General features: G+C 38.3%; 18 protein-coding genes and 1 tRNA gene. 3 read left to right on the top strand and 16 right to left on the bottom strand.

What is annotated here, in order from left to right:
* Positions 1-8 precede the first annotated feature (8 nt).
* From BM179_RS22520 to BM179_RS25720, 7 genes are all read right to left on the bottom strand, one after another.
* The gene (locus tag BM179_RS22520; protein WP_092019431.1) at positions 9-1,094 is read right to left on the bottom strand and encodes a tripartite tricarboxylate transporter TctB family protein; all 1,086 of its coding nucleotides are present in this window, start codon (positions 1,092-1,094) and stop codon (positions 9-11) included.
* A 183-nt stretch (positions 1,095-1,277) separates the two neighbouring features.
* On the bottom strand, positions 1,278-2,699 hold the full coding sequence (gene eat / locus BM179_RS22515; RefSeq protein WP_229633016.1) for an ethanolamine permease: 1,422 nt from the start codon (positions 2,697-2,699) through the stop codon (positions 1,278-1,280).
* Positions 2,700-2,794: 95 nt separating this feature from the next.
* Entirely contained in the window at positions 2,795-3,937 is a 1,143-nt protein-coding gene (locus BM179_RS22510; RefSeq protein WP_092019429.1) for a cysteine desulfurase family protein, read from the bottom strand.
* A gap of 117 nt (positions 3,938-4,054) precedes the next feature.
* Complete coding sequence (gene glmM / locus BM179_RS22505; protein WP_092019428.1) at positions 4,055-5,449, bottom strand: phosphoglucosamine mutase; 1,395 nt, start codon at positions 5,447-5,449, stop codon at positions 4,055-4,057.
* 470 nt (positions 5,450-5,919) lie between these two features.
* Positions 5,920-5,990, bottom strand: a tRNA-Gln gene (locus BM179_RS22500).
* A gap of 182 nt (positions 5,991-6,172) precedes the next feature.
* Positions 6,173-7,048, bottom strand: coding sequence for an ACP S-malonyltransferase (gene fabD / locus BM179_RS22495; protein ID WP_092019427.1), 876 nt, complete (start codon positions 7,046-7,048; stop codon positions 6,173-6,175).
* Positions 7,049-7,176: 128 nt separating this feature from the next.
* Positions 7,177-7,731, bottom strand: coding sequence for an SPOR domain-containing protein (locus tag BM179_RS25720; protein ID WP_229633015.1), 555 nt, complete (start codon positions 7,729-7,731; stop codon positions 7,177-7,179).
* 275 nt (positions 7,732-8,006) lie between these two features.
* Here BM179_RS25720 and murB point away from each other — a divergent pair, with 275 nt between their 5' ends.
* The 3 genes from murB (at position 8,007) to BM179_RS22475 (ending at position 10,695) form a co-directional block, all read left to right on the top strand.
* The gene (gene murB / locus BM179_RS22485) at positions 8,007-9,026 is read left to right on the top strand and encodes a UDP-N-acetylmuramate dehydrogenase (protein ID WP_092019482.1); all 1,020 of its coding nucleotides are present in this window, start codon (positions 8,007-8,009) and stop codon (positions 9,024-9,026) included.
* A 104-nt stretch (positions 9,027-9,130) separates the two neighbouring features.
* Positions 9,131-9,940: a 3-deoxy-8-phosphooctulonate synthase gene (kdsA, locus tag BM179_RS22480; RefSeq protein ID WP_092019426.1), complete on the top strand. Its 810-nt coding sequence runs from the start codon at positions 9,131-9,133 to the stop codon at positions 9,938-9,940.
* Positions 9,941-10,026: 86 nt separating this feature from the next.
* The gene (locus BM179_RS22475; RefSeq protein ID WP_092019425.1) at positions 10,027-10,695 is read left to right on the top strand and encodes a pseudouridine synthase; all 669 of its coding nucleotides are present in this window, start codon (positions 10,027-10,029) and stop codon (positions 10,693-10,695) included.
* 24 nt (positions 10,696-10,719) lie between these two features.
* Here BM179_RS22475 and BM179_RS22470 read toward each other — a convergent pair whose 3' ends face one another.
* The 9 genes from BM179_RS22470 to BM179_RS22425 all read right to left on the bottom strand — a co-directional run bounded on the left by BM179_RS22470 (position 10,720) and on the right by BM179_RS22425 (position 21,744).
* The gene (locus BM179_RS22470) at positions 10,720-11,097 is read right to left on the bottom strand and encodes a LytR/AlgR family response regulator transcription factor (RefSeq protein ID WP_092019424.1); all 378 of its coding nucleotides are present in this window, start codon (positions 11,095-11,097) and stop codon (positions 10,720-10,722) included.
* A 295-nt stretch (positions 11,098-11,392) separates the two neighbouring features.
* On the bottom strand, positions 11,393-13,495 hold the full coding sequence (locus BM179_RS22465) for a tetratricopeptide repeat-containing sensor histidine kinase (RefSeq protein WP_092019423.1): 2,103 nt from the start codon (positions 13,493-13,495) through the stop codon (positions 11,393-11,395).
* A gap of 204 nt (positions 13,496-13,699) precedes the next feature.
* A complete protein-coding gene (locus tag BM179_RS22460) occupies positions 13,700-15,757 on the bottom strand; it encodes a ComEA family DNA-binding protein (protein ID WP_143095300.1) in 2,058 nt (685 codons plus the stop codon).
* 171 nt (positions 15,758-15,928) lie between these two features.
* Positions 15,929-17,059, bottom strand: a complete 1,131-nt coding sequence (locus tag BM179_RS22450; protein ID WP_092019420.1) for a DUF8457 domain-containing protein — start codon at positions 17,057-17,059, stop codon at positions 15,929-15,931.
* Positions 17,060-17,275: 216 nt separating this feature from the next.
* The gene (gene rnc, locus BM179_RS22445; protein WP_092019419.1) at positions 17,276-18,019 is read right to left on the bottom strand and encodes a ribonuclease III; all 744 of its coding nucleotides are present in this window, start codon (positions 18,017-18,019) and stop codon (positions 17,276-17,278) included.
* Positions 18,020-18,085: 66 nt separating this feature from the next.
* Positions 18,086-19,333, bottom strand: coding sequence for a beta-ketoacyl-ACP synthase II (gene fabF, locus BM179_RS22440; protein ID WP_092019418.1), 1,248 nt, complete (start codon positions 19,331-19,333; stop codon positions 18,086-18,088).
* Positions 19,334-19,790: 457 nt separating this feature from the next.
* Complete coding sequence (locus BM179_RS22435) at positions 19,791-20,027, bottom strand: acyl carrier protein (RefSeq protein ID WP_092019417.1); 237 nt, start codon at positions 20,025-20,027, stop codon at positions 19,791-19,793.
* 223 nt (positions 20,028-20,250) lie between these two features.
* Positions 20,251-21,168, bottom strand: coding sequence for an ROK family protein (locus BM179_RS22430; RefSeq protein WP_092019416.1), 918 nt, complete (start codon positions 21,166-21,168; stop codon positions 20,251-20,253).
* A 111-nt stretch (positions 21,169-21,279) separates the two neighbouring features.
* Positions 21,280-21,744 (bottom strand): YkgJ family cysteine cluster protein, encoded by a 465-nt coding sequence (locus BM179_RS22425; protein ID WP_092019415.1) that lies wholly within the window; start codon positions 21,742-21,744, stop codon positions 21,280-21,282.
* Positions 21,745-21,770: the final 26 nt, after the last annotated feature.

Here is a 21,770-nt window from a genome sequence, read left to right as displayed (position 1 = left end):
TCTTAAAACTAGTCAACATCTGAAATTTCTTTAATCTGCTTATCACTCAGGCGGTTTTTATAATTGACAGCCAAATTGTATTCACTTTCAAAAACCTTAATCAGCATATCCCGCTGAGCGTTCAATTTGGTTCTTTCTGCGATAAGTTTGGTAAGTTCCGGTAAAATCTCCTGCTTTTCGGACCGGTGTTTTCCGATTTCTGCTTTAAATCGTTCTATTTCTGCCTCCCATTCTTCCACTCTTCTGACTTTGTCTTTCTGGCGTTGATTTCTCTTTTGAAAAATTGACAAATCGTCTTTCAAAATGGTAAGATTTCCTAAAAGAAGTTTCCCGGAAAACATAAACAGGAAAAATACGAATCCAAGTAAGGAAAGAGATTTAATAATTGGCTGGCTTTCATAAACCTGTGCAAACACAAAAACTGAGGCTGCCAGCGGCATCCCTATTTCTTCCAGAATCCTTCTCCAGGTACTTTGCTTTTCCTGGTCATGAAGGAAGGAAACCCTTCCAAACAGATTAAACATCCCTGCCAGAAAAACTCCGAGAGCGATAATATCGCTTTGTACAAATTGATCCTTCAGAGCATCCTGAATCAGAAAATAATTCCCGAAAGCTATTCCCACTGCCAAAAGCAGGCCTGTTATAGTTCTGGGCAGATGATGCTGTCCTTCAAATTCCTGGTTTTTAACCGCTACAATATCAGCTTCATTCCTCTTAATTGCCTCTTCACGCTCTTCAATCCAGTAATTCAGTTCTCCGATTTTCTCTTCCTGCTGTTTGATTACCTGCTCAGTTCCGGCCGTTTGCTGAGAAAAATAACTTCTGATTATTGAGGTTTTCTCATCAGGATCTGACCCTGACAATCCAAAAATCACGCCTTCATCCCGCAGAATATCTTCATTAATAAGCCAGTCGGGCTGCACTTCATAGATTTTCGAATCGGGATAATAAGTTACCTCCGGCTGTGGTAACTGTGGTTGATGTGGCGAAAGAACATGCACCTCCTCTGTCTGAAGAGATTCGATCGGATTCTCCCCGACAACATCAGTCTTATCGGGTTGAAATAAGGTCTTCAATTTGTCAAAGATAGACATAACAAAATGGTGTTTTATATGAATGGGCTTTTCTGTTGGCCTGAAAAGATTTCAGTAAACAGAATATTACAGAAACTTCAACTATACAAAATGGGATATACATATGTATAAGTCGAAATTGGGGAAAATTATTTTATCGGGCAAAGAATATTTGAAGAGTGGTTCTCAAAACAGATGAATTACTCAGTTTATTACTTTTTTAGAAGTGAAAATTATGTATTTCAATACAAATGCCAATAAAGAAATTCCCAGACCTCCGAAAAAAATCAGGCTGAGCCATCTGTTATAATAAACGATTGCCAGCAGGCAGACAACCGATAAAATCAAAGCCACCGCAGGCACGTAAGGATATAACGGCGCTTTAAAAGGACGATGCAGTCCGGGTTCTTTTTTCCGGAGAACAAACAAACTTAACATGCTGATCAGATACATTACCACAGCTCCCAGGACGGAGAGAATAATAATTTCATTTGTCGTTCCGGTAAATATAGCCAGAAATCCCACCAAACCGCCTGCAATCAGCGCCCAATGAGGCGTATGATACTTCAGGCTGATCTGAGAAAGTATTTTAGGGAGATACCCTTCTCTTGCCAGAGCATAAATCTGTCTTGAATAACTGATGGTATTACAATGAAAGGAAGCAATCAAACCGAAAAGCCCTAAACTGGCAAACACTTTTGACCAGGCATTATTTTTTCCAAGAGCCATAGTCAGTGTTTCAGGCAAAGGATGATCCAGATTACTTAATTGCCGCCAGTCTCCTACTCCGCCACTTAGAATCATTACACCCAAAGCCAGTATCACCAGGGTTAAAATACTGGAGATATATCCCCGGGGAATTGTTTTATGGGGATTTTTTACTTCTTCAGCTACCATAGCAACACCTTCGATGGCAACAAAAAACCACATTGCAAAAGGAATCCCTGCAAAAACACCGCCCGGTTCAACGGAAGGCGGATTATTCGCCAAGAACCTGTCATTATCATAACATGGCAGAATAATGATCAGAAATACGACCAGCTCCAGTACCGACAAAATTGTAACGATCAGGGAAAATCGGGCAGATTGCTTAATGCCAAATAAATTAATAGTAATAAACACTACATAAGTTGCCAGTGCAGTACCCATAATAGGAATGGCAGGATTCAAAAAATGTGTATAGCTGCCTAATGCATAAGCGATAGCTGGCGGAGCGAGTAGAAAATCAACCAAAGTGGCAAAACCGGCAATAAATCCTCCGATTTGTCCAAAGGCACGATGAGCATAAGAGAAAGGGCCTCCGGCATGCGGAATAGCCGTTGTAAGCTCTGTGTAGGAAAAGATAAATGTGACATACATAATTGTCACAATAATTGTAGAAATGAGAAAGCCAACTGTTCCGGCTACTTCCCAGCCGTAATTCCAGCCAAAATATTCTCCGGAAATCACCATTCCGACAGCAATAGCCCAAAGTTGAGTAGCGGATATAACACGATCCAGTTGAGGGCGCCGGCCGTCAGGAGCATCATTCATCGATAAAGGTTTTATATTGTGCTTGATTAACTTCTTACAGTTCAGCAATAGATTAAAGAGAATCGTTTTCAGGAACTTTCTCCCGAAATCCATGATTTCTTTAATCTATTGCCGGACTTAATTCTTCCCATTTGAAGCTTACTCAAATTTAACCCGAAAGAATTAAAACACAAATACCTGCCGGGAAATTATGCCTCCACTTTCAGCAATTCCGTTAATTTACTGACAACAAAGTCCACTTCTTCAATTGTATTGTATTTTGAGAAAGAGAATCTTACCGCAGGGCGGTTCGGATCTCCCCCGATAGCAGTCAGAACATGAGAGCCGATATTTGAACCACTTGAACAGGCACTTCCTCCAGAAGCTGAAATTTTGTTAATATCAAGGTTAAATAACATCATGTCAGAATCATCGGAAGCCGGGAAACTAACATTCAGTACAGTATATAAACTCCTGTCGGCATTTGCACAATCACCGTTGAAACTCACCCCTTCTATACTCTGCTGCAATTTCCCGATCATATAGGTTTTCAGATGCTGAATATGCTTGTGGTGTTCTTCCATACCGGAATAAGCTATTTCCAAAGCTTTGGCAAGTCCTACAATTCCATAAACATTTTCAGTACCTCCCCGCATATTGCGTTCCTGTGCCCCGCCATGTATAAAAGGATGAATTTTAGAATTGGCATTCATATAAAGAAAACCAACCCCTTTAGGTCCGTGAAACTTATGTGCGGCACCAACCAGAAAATTCATATTAAGCTGCTGCAAATCATGTTTGTAATGTCCCATGGTCTGAACAGTATCAGAATGGAAAATTGCACCATAATCTTCACAAAGTGCACCTACTTTTTCAAGATCCAGCAAATTACCGATCTCATTGTTCCCGTGCATTAAAGAAACCAGTGTTTTCGGGTTTTCTCTCAGCAATTCTTCCAGGTGATTCAAATCGATATGACCTTTTTCATCCAGGTTCACCAGACTAATACGGATTTTTCCTTTTTTAGCCAGGTATTCTAATGTATGTAAAACAGCATGGTGTTCAACCGGCGAAGTAATAGCATGTGTTATGCCATATTCTTCAATTGAGCAACGAATTGCCGTATTATCTGCTTCTGTTCCTCCTGAAGTGAAAAATATCTCTGCGGGAGAGGTATTTAATAATCCTGCAACGGTCTTTCGGGCACGCTCAATTGCTGTTTTAACGGTTCTCCCATGTGAATGGATAGAAGAAGGATTCCCGAAATTCTCCTCAAAAAGAGGCATCATAGCCTCTAAAACTGCTTTATCAATCGGGGTTGTCGCAGCATTATCAAAATAAACTCTATGCATTATTTATCAATGGATTAAAATTCTACTAGTTCTGTATATATAATCTATTTAGCTTAAAACATAAAATGTCAGGCTTTTGTGCCTGACATTTTAAAGAATGTATATTTATTGACAGAATTATATTCTGTGATTCACTACCTCTTTAATATCGCTGATAAGCTTTTTAGCCAGGTTATCTGCTTTTGTAATTGAGTCGGATTCAGAGTAAATTCTGATAATCGGCTCGGTATTTGATTTTCGAAGGTGTACCCATTCTTTATCAAATTCAATTTTAACACCATCAATAGCATTTATCGGATTTTTAGAGTACTTTTTCTTCACTTCTTCCAAAACCTGATCAACATCTATATCCGGGGTTAATTCAATCTTATTTTTAGAAATATAATACTCCGGATAGGCCTTTCTCAAGATAGAGATCTTTTTACCCGATTTTGCCAGATGCGACAGAAACAAGGCGATTCCAACCAAAGCATCTCTTCCATAATGTAATTCAGGATAAATTACACCACCGTTTCCTTCTCCTCCGATTATGGCCTTCGAAGATTTCATGAGTGCCACCACATTCACTTCTCCTACCGCTGAGGCATAATATTTACCTCCTGCTTTCTCTGTAACATCTCTCAATGCACGGGTTGAAGACAGGTTAGAAACCGTATTTCCTTTTTTATGTTGCAAAACATAATCTGCAATAGCCACCAAAGTATATTCTTCGCCAAATGGAGAACCATCTTCACACATAAAACAAAGTCTGTCCACATCAGGATCAACTACAATTCCCAAATCAAATTTCTCTTTTTCAATGGCTTTTGTAATATCTCCCAGGTTTTCCGGAAGTGGCTCAGGATTATGTGCAAAATGACCAGTTGGTTCGCAATGCAATTTAGTAATCTGAGTCACGCCCAAAGCTTCCAGAAGCATTGGTACTGCAATGCCTCCCGTAGAGTTCACTGCATCAATTATTACTTTGAAATTACGTGAAGCAATAGCTTCTTTATCAACCAGGGGCAATTCAAGTATCCAATCGATGTGTTTTTTCAGATATGTGTTATCCGCCGTATAGGACCCCAGCTTTCTTACTTCAACAAAATCAAATGCTTCTTTTTCCGCAATTTCGAGCAATTCTTCACCGTCTTTGCCTGAAATGAACTCTCCTGCCGAATTAAGCAATTTAAGTGCGTTCCATTGAATCGGGTTATGACTTGCTGTAAGAATAATTCCTCCTGCTGCTTTTTCGGCCGGAACAGCCATTTCTACAGTCGGAGTAGTGGAAAGCCCAAGGTCAATAACATTAAATCCAAGTCCCTGAAGGGTAGAAACTACTAATTTTGAAACCATCTCTCCTGATAAACGAGCATCTCTTCCAAGAATTACTTTAAGGTTCTCAGGATTAGACTTCTTCAACCAAGTCCCGTAAGCTGCCGCAAACTTTACGACATCAAGAGGAGTAAGTGCATCGCCGGTTTTTCCCCCAATTGTTCCACGTATGCCTGATATTGATTTGATTAATGTCACTTTCGAATATAGTTTATTAGTGTGAGCGGTAAAATTCAGAAATTAAAAAGAGATTATATCTTAATAAAAAATAAGCGTGTTCCTGACCTGAAAAATAGAAACCTATTCTTTTTCTCTCCCTATTTCAATAGCATCCGGACTTTTCCGATGATTAAATGTAAATCTTTCCGGTTTATAGATTTTGAGAATAAGAGATCTTCTTTAAAGAGTGGTATCAGAAAACACATAAAGCATCGTATAAAATGTATTTTATGGCAAAACTGATAAAATATTAAAGCCAAATCCGGAAGAATTTATCCGATGACCGGATTTCCCCTTTCAAAGAAGATTGCAATTTAAAAATTCAGCAAGAATAAGCCAACATTTCAGGTTTAAAAAAGACCTATAATTCAAAAAACTGAAAATAGTTATATAAAAACTAAAAAATCTCAAAACAAAAACCCCTCAATCGATTAAGAAAGAGGGGTTTGTTGACCGACTAGGATTCGAACCTAGAAAGACGGCACCAAAAACCGTAGTGTTACCATTACACCATCGGTCATCCTTGTTGTAAAAGGTGATGCAAAATTACAGGTTCCTTCTTAATTTGTCAAGCCCTTTTTGAAAAAATCTTTAAATTTCTTTCAGAAAAGGCCTTAAGTAGTCTCATATAACTTTGGTTTTCAAGGCCTTATTTAAGCCAAAATTTTTGAAAAAAATTTCAAATCTCTTGCTTCAAAATGCCTATAAACCGGCTGTTTCCACCGTTGGAGCAATTTTTTTAACCAAACCCTGCAAAACTTTACCCGGTCCGCATTCTGTAAAAGAGCTCGCTCCGCCGGCTACCATGTTCTCAACCGACTGCGTCCATCTCACAGCTCCGGTTAACTGAGAAACAAGATTTGCCTTAATTGTAGCTACATCTGTAGAAGGCTGGGCATTTACGTTCTGATAAATCGGACAGACCGGAGTGTTAAAATTTGTGGCCTCAATAGCTGCGGCAAGTTCTTCTCTGGCTGATTCCATCAAAGGTGAGTGGAAAGCTCCGCCAACAGGCAAAGGTAAAACTCTCTTTGCTCCTGCTTCTTTCAATTTCTCTCCTGCTTTTGCCACCCCTGAATTAGAACCCGAAATTACTACCTGACCCGGGCAGTTGAAATTAGCTGCTACCACTACATCATCAGTAATTGAGGCACAAATCTCTTCTATTACCGCATCTTCAAGTCCTAATACCGCAGCCATTGTAGAGGGATTCTGTTCACAGGCTTTCTGCATAGCCAAAGCTCTTTGCGAAACCAGTTTCAAACCATCTTCAAAACTAAGGGCATTTGCTGATACAAGGGCCGAAAATTCACCTAATGAATGTCCCGCTACCATTTCAGGCTTAAAATCTGCGGTTTCTTTTGCTAAAATCACAGAATGAAGAAATATAGCAGGCTGAGTTACTTTAGTTTGCTTTAGCTCCTCATCGGTTCCCTCAAACATAATGTCAGTAATTCTAAAACCTAAAATTTCATTTGCTTTTTCAAAAAGGGCTTTGGCAGAAGGTGACTTTTCATAAAGATCTTTGCCCATTCCTTTAAATTGGGAACCCTGACCAGGGAAAACGTATGCTTTCATCGTTTAAAAATAAAATTGTTTAAATATGCCGTAACCCGGCGTTTTCAGAAGAAATCCTTATAATCTTCAGATTTTAAAAGGCAAAATTACTCCGCCTTGCTTTAATTTCAATAGCTCAGAAAATCTCATTACTTTACCTGCAAGCCTTTGCGAATCTCTACTTTATCAGGTAAAATCATGGCTGTAGGATAGCTTTCCTTAATTTTACTGAAATATCTTTCAGCATCCATCCTGTTGAGGAAATCACCTACTTTTACCTTAAAAACCGGTTGTGTATAGCTTATGTACGGATTAAGCTCAGGGAAGCTCTGATAAGTAAAAACCTTGGCATCATCTGCAGATTTTTTGTCATTTCCTACATAAATCTGAATTCTGTAACCATTGGCAAACCTGATATTTTTGTTCCTTGAAGCAATTGTATCCAAAACAGCATCCAGCTTTTTATTTACCTGCATCGGCTGTTCAGATTTGTTTACTTTTTTAGGATCAGCTTTACCGGAAACACTTTCTCCGGGCTTCTCATTATATTTCGGCCGGTAAACTGCCAAATTCTGGTCGTTGGATTTGGGTGTACTTTTAGTTGTTGCTGAAGCTGTACTTTTCCCTGTAGTAGCAACTTTCGGAGAGCATGCTACACCAAAAATCACCATAAGGAACAAGACGAAGTATGAAATGCGTTGCATAAAAGAGTGGGTATTTTTGCAAAAAAAGAGTTGTTTTCCGAAAGATTGACCTCCGATAAAGTTCCGGAATTCAATAAAGTTTCCGGAGCACTTGCAATCAGTGAATCAAAACAAGCTGATAACGTTTTAAAAGATTATATTCTGAGTTGATTTTACAAATTTTAAGTATAAATCTCAGAAAAACAATAAACGTTTGTAAGCTTTTGTGTTATTTTGAATCCGGAATTTCAACAAACCACCTTAACAGACTTCCTGAATTCCGGAATTTTCAGCCAATGCTAGCAGTCAGAACCAACGTTTCTTTAAAATCATACAATACCTTCGGAATAAGTGCCTTTGCGAAATTTCTGGTAGAAATCGGATCTTTAGAAGATTTAACAGAAATTTTAAAAGACCCTCAATATCAGTCTTTACCAAGACTTTTCCTTGGCGGGGGAAGTAATATTCTGCTTACAGGAGATTTTGAAGGACTTATTGTCAAAATCAACCTTTCCGGTATTGACATTATTGCTGAAGATACAGATACCGTTCTGATTAAAGCCGGAGCCGGAATAGTCTGGAATGATCTGGTGATGTTTGCTGTAGCAAAAGGGTTCGGAGGCATGGAAAACCTTTCTCTTATTCCCGGAACTGTTGGCGCAGCACCTATGCAAAACATCGGGGCGTACGGAGTGGAAATTAAGGATATTTTTGAGGAATTGCAGGCACTCAACCTTAAAACCCTGGAAGTTGAAACCTTTAAGCTTGAGGACTGTCATTTCGGTTACCGTGAAAGTGTTTTTAAACATGAGAAAAAAGGGCAATATGTAATTTTGTCTGTTACTTTTAAACTCCGCAAAAATCCGTTTTTTAAAATTTCATATGGCGATATTCAGAAAACGCTCGAAGAAGCAGGCATTTCTGAATTAAGTGTAAAGGCAATCAGTGAGGCCGTTGTCAAAATCAGAAAGAGCAAATTACCTGATCCGGCAGAAATCGGAAATTCCGGCAGTTTTTTTAAAAATCCTGAAATTCCTAAAGATCAGTTTGAGAAGCTCAAAGAGAAGTTTCCTGCTATTCCAAGTTATCCTGTCAATGAAACAACGGTCAAAGTGCCGGCAGGATGGTTGATTGAACAGGCTGGCTGGAAAGGATATCGCGAAGGGGAAATAGGTGTTCATGCAAAGCAGGCACTTGTTCTGGTGAACTACGGCAACGGCAAAGGACTGGAAATCAAAGAACTGGCTGAAAAAATACAAAAATCCGTTTTTGAAAAATTTGGTATAGCATTAAGTCCTGAAGTAAATTTTATCTGAGTAATCTGACATTTCAGGGGCGACGGATTTCTTTCATATTCAGACAAAACTATAGGTATTTATTTAATCCGGTATATTTTCCGGTAATTTTAAAATTCATTCTCATGAACATTCCAAAGTTAAAAAATACAGATAAAAACAATTTTTTCCTGATGGCAGGAAGTTGTGCCATTGAGAGCCGTGACCTGGCTTTTGAAATTGCCGAAAAGATTAAGGGAATTACTGACCAGTTTGGCATTCCATATATTTTCAAAGGATCTTACCGCAAAGCTAATCGTACCAAACTGGATTCATTTACAGGAATCGGTGACATCAGGGCTTTAGAGATTTTACAGGAAGTTGGTAATCATTTTGACCTGCCAACTGTTACAGATATCCATGAATCCATTGAGGCTGAAATGGCTGCAAAATATGTGGATGTATTACAGATTCCGGCATTTCTTTGTCGTCAAACAGATTTATTGGCCGCAGCTGCCAAAACCGGGAAAGCGGTAAATATCAAAAAAGGGCAGTTTATGGCAGGTGTTTCCATGAAATTTGCTGTTGAAAAAGTACTTCATGAACATCCCGGCGCCACAGTTTTCCTTACAGACAGAGGTAATTCTTTCGGTTATGGCGACCTTGTGGTTGATTACAGAAATATTCCTGAAATGCAGGCACACGGCGTTCCGGTGGTGATGGACTGTACGCATTCACTTCAAAGACCGAATCAGGGTTCAGGCGTTACGGGTGGCCAGCCTCAGTTGATTGAAACCATTGCCAAGGCCGCTATTGCAGTCGGAGCAGAAGGTTTATTCATTGAAACACATCCGAATCCTTCTGTGGCCAAATCTGATGGCGCCAATATGCTGCAACTGGATAAGCTGGAAGGGCTTTTGGAAAAATTAGTTAAAATCAGACAAGCAATTGTCTAGCTATCGGCTGTCAGCCATCGTTTTTTTGTCGCTTTTATCTTTTTCTTTAGTCTGACGGCTGATAGCCGATAGCTGACGGCCTATATATGACATTCCGGAACCGACTTCAATATTTTCTGGTAAAATCTTTAAGAATTTCAAACAGGGAAGCTCTGTCGCTGATATTGAGCGGACAGATTGAAGTAAATCAGAGGAAAGTAGAAGAAAACATCATTCTAACACTTCAGGACAGCATTGCATATCAGGGGAAAGTACTAAAAGAGGGTAAAAAACTGGTTTATGCAGCGTTTTATAAACCCAGAGGGATAGAAACTACACTTAATACCCAAATTCCGGATAATCTGAAAAGCATCCTCCCTTTTGAAGAAGAACTTTTTCCGGTCGGAAGACTGGATAAAGAATCTGAAGGATTACTTTTTCTTACCAATGACGGCAGGCTATTTGACAAAACACTTAGAAAAGAACATCAGACTGAAAAGGAATATCTCGTAACTGTAGATAAACCGATTGACGGACATTTTATAAAAACAATGTCTGAGGGGATTGTTATTATGGGACAAACCACTTTGTCTTGTGAGGTTAAACAGATTGATTCATATAATTTCAGTATTATTCTGGTGCAGGGTTTAAACAGGCAGATCCGCAGAATGTGCTATAAACTTAACTATGAGGTGCTGAAACTAGTCAGGATAAGAATCGGTACAATAGAGCTTGAACATCTCTCTCCCGGCGAGTACCGCTTTATTACTTTATAGCATTCTCTTCCGGTATTAATATTCTCAGGCGGAATGTGCTAAAAACTTCTCCCGGAAAATCATTTTTCTTCTTCTTGAAATATCTATTTTTTTACCGGTTTTCATGGTAACAAACATTTCATCTTTCAATTCAAAACTCTGAAGGTTATTAAGGTTAATCAGATAAGAGCGGTGAATACGAACAAAGGGATGATTACTCAGAATGGCTTCAAATTCTTTTAAAGTTTTGGCCAGCATTATTTTCTTCCCGTCGCTCATTAAAATAGAGGTGTAATTACTTTCAGCTTTCAGCAAAATAATATCGCTGATAGAAATGTACCTCGTTTTCCGGTTCAGGTAAATCGTATTCCATTTGTAAAGGAAAAGTCTGTCAAAGGCAGATACAATCGGTAAATCATTCATAGAATTTTCAAGGGCCAGTGAAATATTAATTTATTGAATATGTATTTTAGATAGTCCTTTTTATAATCATTATCCGGTTTATCAAAAGTGTATAGTCCGGATTTCAGAATCATCTGACGGATAAACGGCATAATAATCCCGGCTTTCACCAATGAAGCCCAGAAATCCCTTCCTATATGAAATAGAAAACAGAGCAGTGAACACAGACTTTATGTAATAAATCTACATCATGAAAGCAGGTTCTGTAAAGTCATAACCGATGAAAGAAGGCTAATAATCGTTGAAGGGATCGTTTTTAATTGAGGGGAAGTATAAGTTCTGCACGGGTTTTTCCTTCTCCGGCATTTACAAATCGCACAGAGGCTCCGATTTTTTGGGATAATTCATCTATCAGGTGCAAGCCCAGACCTGATAAACTTCTGGTATTTTCCTGACGTTTAATTATCTGTTCGTATTGTTCCTGGCTAAATGCCTCTCCATCATTCTGAATACTAAAAATCACACTATTCTCATTCCGTGAACATTCCAGTAGGATTTCACCTTGCTGTGGAGAAGCCTTTACAGCATTCTGGAATAGGTTTCTGATAATAGTTTGCAGGAAATACTGGTCTGTTTTTACTTGTATATTTTCCGGAATTTTTCTTTCTAAATGAAGGTTTTTGGCATCAATATTCAATTGTAATAATTGCTGGCTCTGCACCACAACAGGAAGTAAATCAATTACCTGAAATTCAGTTTTAAATTGATTCATCTGGGTTTTAGACCAGAGTAACAAATCTTCCATAGTTTCCAGCAATGAACCCGTAGCTTGCTGAATCTTCATACTGAGCTGACTTTTCTGGTCTTCATTCAGCAATAAAGGATTCAGCTGCTGCAATTTCAGAAATTGATAAACCTGACTAATCGGTGACCGGAGATCATGACCAATGATACTGAAAAGTCTTGCTTTGGTTTGATTAGCTTCTTCCAGTTCTCCGTTGAGTCTGGCAAGCGAATGATTTTTCTCTTCTATAATTGCAGCAGTTTTTCTTTTATTCCGATAAATAATCCCCAATAAGATTAAGGCGATCATGACTAATCCTAAACCGGAAAGCAACCATATTTTTTGCTTCTGAGCATCTTCCAATTGAATATTCTTCAATTCTATCTGTTGCTGTTTTTCCTTGTTCTGGTATTTTTCTTCTGCTTCGGCAAATGTTTTCTCCGAATTAACAGTAGCTAATGAATCCTGAGTTGTTGCAAACTTACTGGAATACAAATAAGCTGATTTCCAATCATTTAATCCTCCATAACATTTTCCGATTTTTTCCAGGCAAAGCATATACATTGCATTGTATCTGTTTTGCTTTGCCAGAGGTTCTGCTTTTTGTAAAAAAGCCAAAGCATTTCTGTAATCCTTCAATGCCAGATAGACTGAGCCGTTGGTATAATAGATATTGGCCTCATAATAACTGAATCCCCATTTCTGATTCAATTCATTGGCTCTTTTTGCATAAATCAGTGCTTTTTTATTATCGTTATACTTTACATATCCCTGGGCAAAATAAAGATCACATTCCAGTCTGCTATTCCAGATAAGAGAATTATTACATTTTAAAGCCACCGACGTCAGGCTGTCGTAGAACGCAGTAGCTCTGGACAAATCTTTTCCATAAAAAAGATTCTCTCCGATCGTCAGATAATAATAAGCCAGTAATTGGTTATTCCGGACTATATATCTCCTCATTTCCTTAAGATAAGCGAGCTGTTTATCCTCCTGCTGCATATTTCTGAAAGCCCTCGAGACGTAGTAATATGCCTCTGCCAGTTCATCAGAAGGAATTTTTTCCCGCTGAAAAAGTTTTTTCAGAATCTCTAATGCTTCTATACTGTACGCCAGAGCCTGACCATCCTTTGCTGAAATTTTTGAGTATGACGCCAATCCCATTAAAGCCCTGGCTTTGAGATATTCATCATTTACAGCGTTCATTGCCACCTTAATCTGAGCTTCAATTTTATCTCTTTCTTCCTGTGTATGAACAAAGCTGATCATAGCACCCAATGCGTTAATTTTATAAAGTGGTTTACCTGATTTTTCGGCAAATTTTATCGTATTTCCATAAATGGCAAGACAAATACTATCCGAGCCATTTGTGTTTTCATACGCATTCCCCAGATAGAAATTAAAATTGGCAATATTCTGAAAGTCATTCGACGGGATTAATTGTAAAGCCTTTCCGGCAATTATCTTTTCTTCCTCATAATTACCGATATTATTCAATGAATCACAGGCACGATCAAATGCTTTAATCTGCTCGCTGAGGGTTTTGTTCTCAGGAGATCTGTGGTTATCAGATTGGGAATAGGTTAAGAAAAACGAAGAAAACAGGAATACTAAAAACAAGAAAATTCTTTTCATAATCTGACAGCGAATGATATAACTTTTTATGGATTGCGTCTTTTTATTAAATTCTCCACCACCCTTCAGAATAATTACATAGAACCCTTTATCTGAACCTCTTACAGAAAATTATTCCTGTTTCTCAATATACTCTTATTCTTTTAAAAATTTAACTTTTCAAAAGAATTCTTAGTTAATGTCGCATAAAACGATGTGGTCTTGTCACCAGTGAAACCTCAATTGCATTTTCAGCTCCGAACGATGGGAAACGCTAATCTCTTCAAGTCCCGAACCGAAAGTCATTCCGTCAAACAAATCCGTCCTCGACCACCTCAGCCAACAGTCAATACGCTTCGATAACTTTCGTCTGATTATCACTGAATGACGTATTCCTTTTCCTGAATAGGCCGGAAAAGAGAAAGCATATAAAACATCCTGTTCATAAAAATATTGTCTGCTGTCGTAGTCATCGGTATTAAAAAAGGCAACTCTTCCTGAAAAATTCCATTTATTCAAATCAGCATTTAAATCCTGAGCAAGGGCAAAACCTCTGGATAAACCTTGCCCTTCAAATTGAGACGTTCCTAATGAAATTCTGCTTTGAAAACTCCAGATATTTGAAATTTTTCCGGTCAGACTACCTGACATTACCCTTCGTGTGTTATTTCTCACAACGGTAATTTCCCGGCTGTTAAGGTTCCCTTTTTTGTCTGTATAAGATTCCTGAATTTTAGTATTTCCTTCTTTATTCTCTTCCTTAAACTGCAAATAAGCTTCGAGTGACTTTCGTGGCCGATATAATACCTTACATAAGTATCCGAATCCATTTGTCGTTTCCTTATCCACAAGATATTTATACCAGGGGAACCGAAAAAAATCTACATACGCCGAGGCTGAAAACTTCCTTGAAAACTGTTGTTTGAATCCGGCATAAAATCCCGTTTCATTGATATTCCGGGTATTTTCTGAGAACGAGTCTGCATAAAAGCTATGGAAATCTTTCTGATAATTCCTGAATAGCATTGAAAAGTCTGTATTTCTTCCCAGACTTCCGATTACTCCATTTACTAATCCCCAGCCTCCGCCGGAAGAACGGGCTATTTCTCCGAAGAAGTTGAAATTCTGAAGCTGGTAACTATAATGCAAGCCTATTAAAAAGTTGTCTTTCCCCGAAAATTCAAAAAGTTTGTAGAGCTTGTCCGATTGCTGAATTGGTATCTCAAACGAGGTTTTAAGAGCGGTAAGGCCGAAAATAAAGCCCTCTTCATGTCTTTTAAAACAAATATTCATCCCGAAATTCTGTTCAAAAAGCCTTCTTTTATCCTCTATTTCAGCAATTGTTCTGTGTAAGCCTGAGGTTTGCAGAGAACTGATGTATGATTCCCGGGACAGTATTGAATCACCTGACAGATTGGCATCCCTTTTATTGCCCGAATAAAAACCGGTCACTTCCAGGTTTCCGAATCGGAAAGTTGAAGCAATTCCTCTGAAGAAATTCATTTCCGTGGCAGAGGTATAGGTTTTGATACCCAAATGGCTTTTTCTGATTGCCAGCACAGTTTCCGAACCCTTTCCGAGGTAAAATCCGGCAGAAGTTATTAAACCCTGCCCGAATTGAACCTGATAATCTCCAATGACAAGGTTTTTCAAATGACCTTTATTCTGTAACTGAAAATGAGCTGAAGCAAAATCCGCCAGGCTGGTTTCACCTTCATCTTTTTCCAAAGTAAAACCCATTGAAAAATTCCTGGAATGGGTCATTTTATATCTTAAATAGCTTTTAAAAGCGGGGCCTTCGTAACGAACCTTACTTCTCAAATCAGGATCGGTAAAGCCCTTTTTTTTCTCAGGGATCTGACTATATCGCAGCAGAAGAGATTGTTGGTTCCGGCTAAAATCAGGTAATACGGATTCTTTCGGTCTGACAATCACAAAAGGCAGAAGTTTGTAAATCAGAGGGAGGTCAAAATCCGGTACACTTTGCAATTCATAAATTGAAATCAGTGTCCCGATTTTATTTCTGTAATCCCAGAAGCTGTTTAACTGTTTTTCTGAAAGAATATACAAAGCAGACAACTCCTCTCTGCCGGCGGTATTCAGATCAAGCGGATGAAGGTAATATTGCAGAAATGATTCATAGAGGTCTTCTATGTTGGTGTTTTCAGGAGAACCTATCAGATTTTGAACAAAATCTTCAATGTTAATTTCTTTTCTCGGATACTCCTGTGCCTGTATATGCAGACTCATGAAGCATAATACAGCTATCAGAAACTTTTTCATCAATTATTAAGTGTAGAATCCGGACCAAAATCGCTGAAAGCAAGCCGACCGGCTGCTTATATTCAATGATTTTCCGGAAATTATTCATAGAATGTAAAACAACAAAAAAGGCTTTAATCAAAATCCTGTCAGACAATTGATTAAAGCCTTCCGGCACTAAGTTAAAAATATTTACTGGTACTTTCTGCTAACAATTTCTAAAAATTCATCAGCCTCTTCAGCCGCCATAATCCAGTTGTATTTTGGAGCCAGTGATTTGTTCATCAGATTTTTAGCTTCATTAAAATTAACACAACCATCAAGCTCTTCCAGAGATTTATTGTAAGAAGAAATATCTCCATCAAAAAGGCGTCCGATAAAAATAAATTTCTGATTCAGGCTAATGGCATCCGCAATACTTTTAATCGGTTTATTAAATCCGAAATCAGTTGTACTATTTGAACTGATTACTTCTTTTTTAAGCAAGTCATTTACCGTAGGCAGATCATCAATGAATGAGTCGTTCAGCGAATTCGGTAATTTAATATCCGGAGAGCCTTCTTTTTCAATCTGAGCGGTTACTTCTGCTACAGTTGGCAATGGAGCCTCTTCGTCATCAACAAGTTCCTCAGGATCAGCATCGAAAAATGACTGAGCCATTTTTAAAGCAGGTTTCTCTGCTTCAGGTTCGGGAAGAACAGAAATTACCTTTTTAATAAAATCCTGTTTGTCAAGAGGAACTTTCCCCGACAGCATTTCAAGGTATTTATCAGGATTTTCAAACTCAATATTTCCGGAAATTTCGTTCAGCCAGCTGATTGCTTCCGTAACATAAACTTTTTCTTCCTTTCCGATTCTCTTTTCCAGGGCTTCAGCAACACCTTTATTAATTTTGGTATATTTCACCAATAATGCCAGGCGTTCTTTCGTCAGGATAAAATCGGGAGAATCACGGACAAAATCATCATAATATTTACTCGGATCAAGTAAAAGAATGATGGTCTTTTTAACAGAATTGTTTAACAGAGGTTCAAAATTCTCTCTTGAAATCTGAATATGCTGTGAAACAACATTCATAAAAGACTGCAAAGCTGACTTTACATCTTCGTGTTCGAAATTGAAAAACGGACTCTTGAATTTCTCTGTATCAGCTTTCCATTTTCCAAATAATTCCTTGACAATGAAGACATTTACCTGCCCAACATTGCTGAGGTGCATAATTTGTTGTCCTGAAATATTGGTATTTTTACTAAAAAATTCCTCACAAACCTTGCTTGCGTACTGTTGAGCGTATTTCTCTATGGCCGACAGGTCTAACTTCATACTTTTAAAAGAATTTGAAAACGTAAAGGATATGAGCTTTTGACCAAAGTTAAACGGTTTCTAACCTGAAAATCAGTTTTAATTCCTGAGATTCAATGTTAAGATCCATAAAATGGTCAATTTACAACTTATTAAGAACGCAAAAATTGAACCAAAGATTTTGCAGCGGCAGAAAAACCAATCGATGGTCTGCTAAGAAATATGAAAAAGTTTAAACTATTTCAAGTCCAATTCATCACAAGCCTTCATGGCGGCGGCTTGTTCGGCTTTCTTTTTGGAGTAACCTTTTCCTTCGGTAAAAGGCTCATTATCTACCAGAATTTGTGCCGTAAACTCTTTATTATGCATAGATCCCTGTTCTGAAATATCAAAACGCAGTACCTTTCCTTCTTTTTGTGCCCATTCAATCACCAATGACTTAAAGTTAGGGTTATTATTAACCACTGTATCTATGTCGAAATGATGAGTCAGAATTCTCTTGATGATAAACTTTCTCGTAAAACGAAAACCCTTATCCATATAAATCGCTCCGATGAGTGCTTCCAAAGCATCGCCATACATGGACGTACGGGCTAATACCGTCCTGCGATTTCCATCATATTCTATTAATTTTTCCAGACCGATTTTTCTGGCCACCACATTAAGTGATTCTCTACTTACCATGCGGGACCTGATTTCGGTTAGAAAACCTTCATCTTTATAAGGAAATTTCTTAAAAAGGTACTCTGCTGTTATCATTCCCAAAACAGAATCTCCCAGAAACTCAAGTCTTTCATTTGACTCTTTATAGCCTTTGGCAACAGTTTCCTTGGAAACTGATGAATGCATAAATGCCAGCCTGTAAAGCATCAGATTTGAAGGTTTCTCACCAATGATGCTCTCTACGGCTTTACGGAGGACTTTATCTCTATCGTCACTCTTAAAAAACTCAAGAATAGGATTTATAACAGAAGACTTCACAATATACAGTTATCAATTTACAGATAACAGATCAGACTTACCCGATCTGTTATCTGCTAACTGGATTTATATTTTTCTAAAAATAACAGTTGCGTTATGTCCACCAAAACCAAATCCATTACTTAAAACGATATTCATTTCACGGTTTTGAGCCTTGTTGAATGTAAGGTTCAATTTAGAATCAATTTCAGGATCAGGGGTAAAGCAGTTAATTGTCGGAGGAACAATCTGGTGTTCCAAAGCCAGAATACTGGCTACTGCTTCAATAGCTCCTGCTCCGCCAAGCAAGTGTCCGGTCATTGATTTGGTAGAACTGATGTTCATTTTGTAAGCATGTTCACCGAATAAATCAACAATTGCTTTTAATTCCTGAGGATCACCTATTGGTGTTGATGTACCGTGTGTATTGATATAATCAACTTCTTCCGGTTTGATATTGGCATCTTCCAAAGCATCCTGCATTGAAAGTAATGCGCCATATCCTTCGGGGTGCGGTGCGGTGATGTGATAAGCATCAGAAGAGAATCCTCCTCCGATCAACTCAGCATAAATTCTGGCACCACGAGCCTTTGCATGCTCATACTCTTCCAGAATAATTGATCCGGCACCTTCTCCAACCACAAAACCATCACGGTCTTTGTCGTACGGACGGGAAGCAGTTGAAGGATCATCATTACGTTCAGACATGGCACGCATCGCTGTAAATCCGCCTACACTGGCAATGGTTACAGCAGCTTCCGAACCACCTGAAACGCAGACATTAATTCTGCCTAATCTGATGTAATTGAATGCATCAATTATTGCATTATTTGCAGAAGAACAGGCAGAAACCGTAACATAATTAGGTCCGCGGAATCCATGACGAATTGAGATTTGCCCTGAGGCTGAATCTGCAATCATTTTAGGGATAAAGAAAGGATTGATTTTAGGTGTTCCATCTCCTTTTCCGAAATAAATCATTTCTTCTTCAAAGGTTTTCAACCCTCCGATTCCGGAACCCCAGATCACGCCAACTTTATTTTTATTGATTTTATCAAGATCAAGGCCTGAATCTTTAATCGCTTCATCAGCAGCAACAATTGCGTACTGAGTAAACGGATCCATTTTACGGGCCTCCTGACGCGGGATAAAATTATTAACGTCAAATCCCTTGATTTCACAGGCAAAGCGTGTACGAAATTTTTCAGCATCAAATTTTGTGATCGGTGCACAACCGCTCACGCCATTGACAAGGCCCTGCCAATATTCTGTTACTGTATTTCCAATCGGAGTCAAAGCTCCCATACCTGTAACTACAACTCTTTTGAAAGTCATGAGGTTATCTAATTTGTGATAGATTTTCAGAAGTTTGATACAAGAAATAAGCGCAATGTGTTAAAGAATATAAATAGTACGTAACACATTCTTCGCACACTTCTCACCTCTATTTTCCACTAAATGTACTAAAAATCTGTGAATTTTATTTCCAAAAAAAGTATTTTGAAGGGATTTGTCCCAATTTCCGAACTCTTACCGAAGGGTTAAAGCGGTAAAGTCTTAATTCTGCAAATCTAAACTGACCTTAATACAAGCCCTGTCAACTGATACAGATTCGGGCATTGAAAAGGACAGAAAATTCAAAACACTCCGGGAATTTGCATTTGAACGGATATAACTATCTACCGATGAAGCTAATAAACAAAATGTGTCAACTCGATGACTAATAATAGCAAGAATATAAATCTCACCGATTATCAATCATACGGGAATTGACACATTTGCGAACTTTAAATTACTTAGCGTTCTCTTCGAGATAGGTAATTGCTTGTCCTACTGTCTGGATGTTTTCAGCTTGGTCATCTGGAATAGAAACATTGAATTCCTTTTCAAATTCCATGATCAACTCCACAGTGTCCAAAGAGTCGGCACCCAAGTCGTTAGTAAAAGATGCCTCCGGAGTAACTTCTGATGCCTCAACGCCTAATTTTTCGACGATGATACTCTTCACTTTTTCTGCAATATCTGCCATTTTAGAAAAAAATTTTTGGTTAGAAAAACGGTGCAAAGATTATGATTTAAAATCAGATTGTCAAACAATTTTTTCCAGACATATAACAATACCGGGATTAAACAGTAACAATCAATGAAATATCAAAACAATATCTTTTTTAATTTGAACTTTTATACGACGAGTCGTAAATATGAGGTCTTTCTTTCCGGCGTAACCTTCAGGAAATACCCTTAAAAATATACTAAAAACACAATGAAGCAGCTCCTAAAAGACCTGCATCATTCCCTAATAATGCCTTCTTGATTTGTACATTTTCAAGATATGCGGGAGTCAGCCAGTAGTCAAGCTGTTTAGAAATATTAGGAAGAATAAAATCAAAAGAAGCAGATAATCCTCCTCCGATCAGTATTGTTTTAATATCCAGAATACGGATCAGTCCTACCAGCATCTCTCCTAACATATCTCCTACTTCATTCCAGATAGCGATGGCTAATTCGTCTCCTTCTTCAGCGGCTACTACCAGACCTGTGGTAGAAATAGAGCCATCAGATGGAAGTACTGTTTTACCTCTCCATGCTGTTCTCATATCATTAGCCAACATCAATAATTCTTTTTTACCGACATTACGCTCCAAAACTCTTCCGTTTCTTGAAGGTACATGTCCTGGTTCCATGGCATTTCCATCCCCTCCTAAAAAGATCTTCTTATCCAGAATTGCTGCTCCGCCTACACCTGTTCCCAATGTTATGAAAATATAATTCTCAGGCATTACATCTTTTTCCGGAGAAAAATAAAATTCTCCCAGCGCGGCAGCATTTGCATCATTTTCCAGAAAAAACTCATGGTCTGTAAAACGCTCATTCAGAATCTCCACTAAAGGCGTTCCGTCAATTTCAGGAATGGCCGTAATTTCGATAAGTGTTTTTCTATCTCTGGTTAAAATACCCGGCAAACCGATACCAACCTTCTTCACATTTTTGTGCTGATAAAGCTGTAAAGCAATTGCATCAGCCAGTCTTTCAACAAAATGCTTTGATTCACGCCAGGTCGCTGTATCGTAACTCTGAAAATTAGTAATGTTTCCTGTTTCGGCATTGACAATGCCCATTTTCACGCCAGTCCCCCCGACGTCAATACCTAAGTATTCAGTTGTTGCCATTCGTTAATTTTAAGTTTAATCTATAAGATTTTTTGGGTAAAGCAGTTTTTCAAATTTCAAACACCAAAAATAATGTAGTATTTGGAAATACTCTATATATCGACTAGGAATTTACAAAACCTTCTTCATTCTTTCAACAATTTCGAGCACCGCAGGGCATATTCTGGTATTTTCCAGGGTTAACGGCAGTATACTGAGCATATTCTTTCTGTTTGTATGAGGATACTCTCTGCATGCCTTCGGACGAATATCATAAATTGAACAGTAATTATCTGCCCCTAAAAAGGTACAGGGTGTGGAGTTCAGCACATAATCCTGGTCTGCGTCCATATGCAAATGCCTCGTTATCAATTCTCCGGGACGAATTCTCAGACGTTTCGCAATTCTGTCAATATCTATATCTGTAAAAACCGGACTGGTTGTTTTACAGCAATTACCACAGGTCAGACAATCGGTTTCCTCAAAAACCTCCTCATGAAGCGTCTCAAATGCTTCGTCCAGTACTTTAGGCTTTTTGTTTTTTAATTTTGCAAAATATGCCTGATTCTCTCTAAATGTTTTTTTCGGATCTTTCATTAATTTTCTACTTTCCCTGGCCAGAC

Origin of the sequence: Pseudarcicella hirudinis, from assembly GCF_900115665.1 — a bacterium.
Classification (GTDB): Bacteria; Bacteroidota; Bacteroidia; order Cytophagales; family Spirosomataceae; genus Pseudarcicella; species Pseudarcicella hirudinis.
The sequence above is the reverse complement of the archived record's forward strand: the minus strand, read 5'-3'. Positions and strand labels throughout refer to the sequence as shown.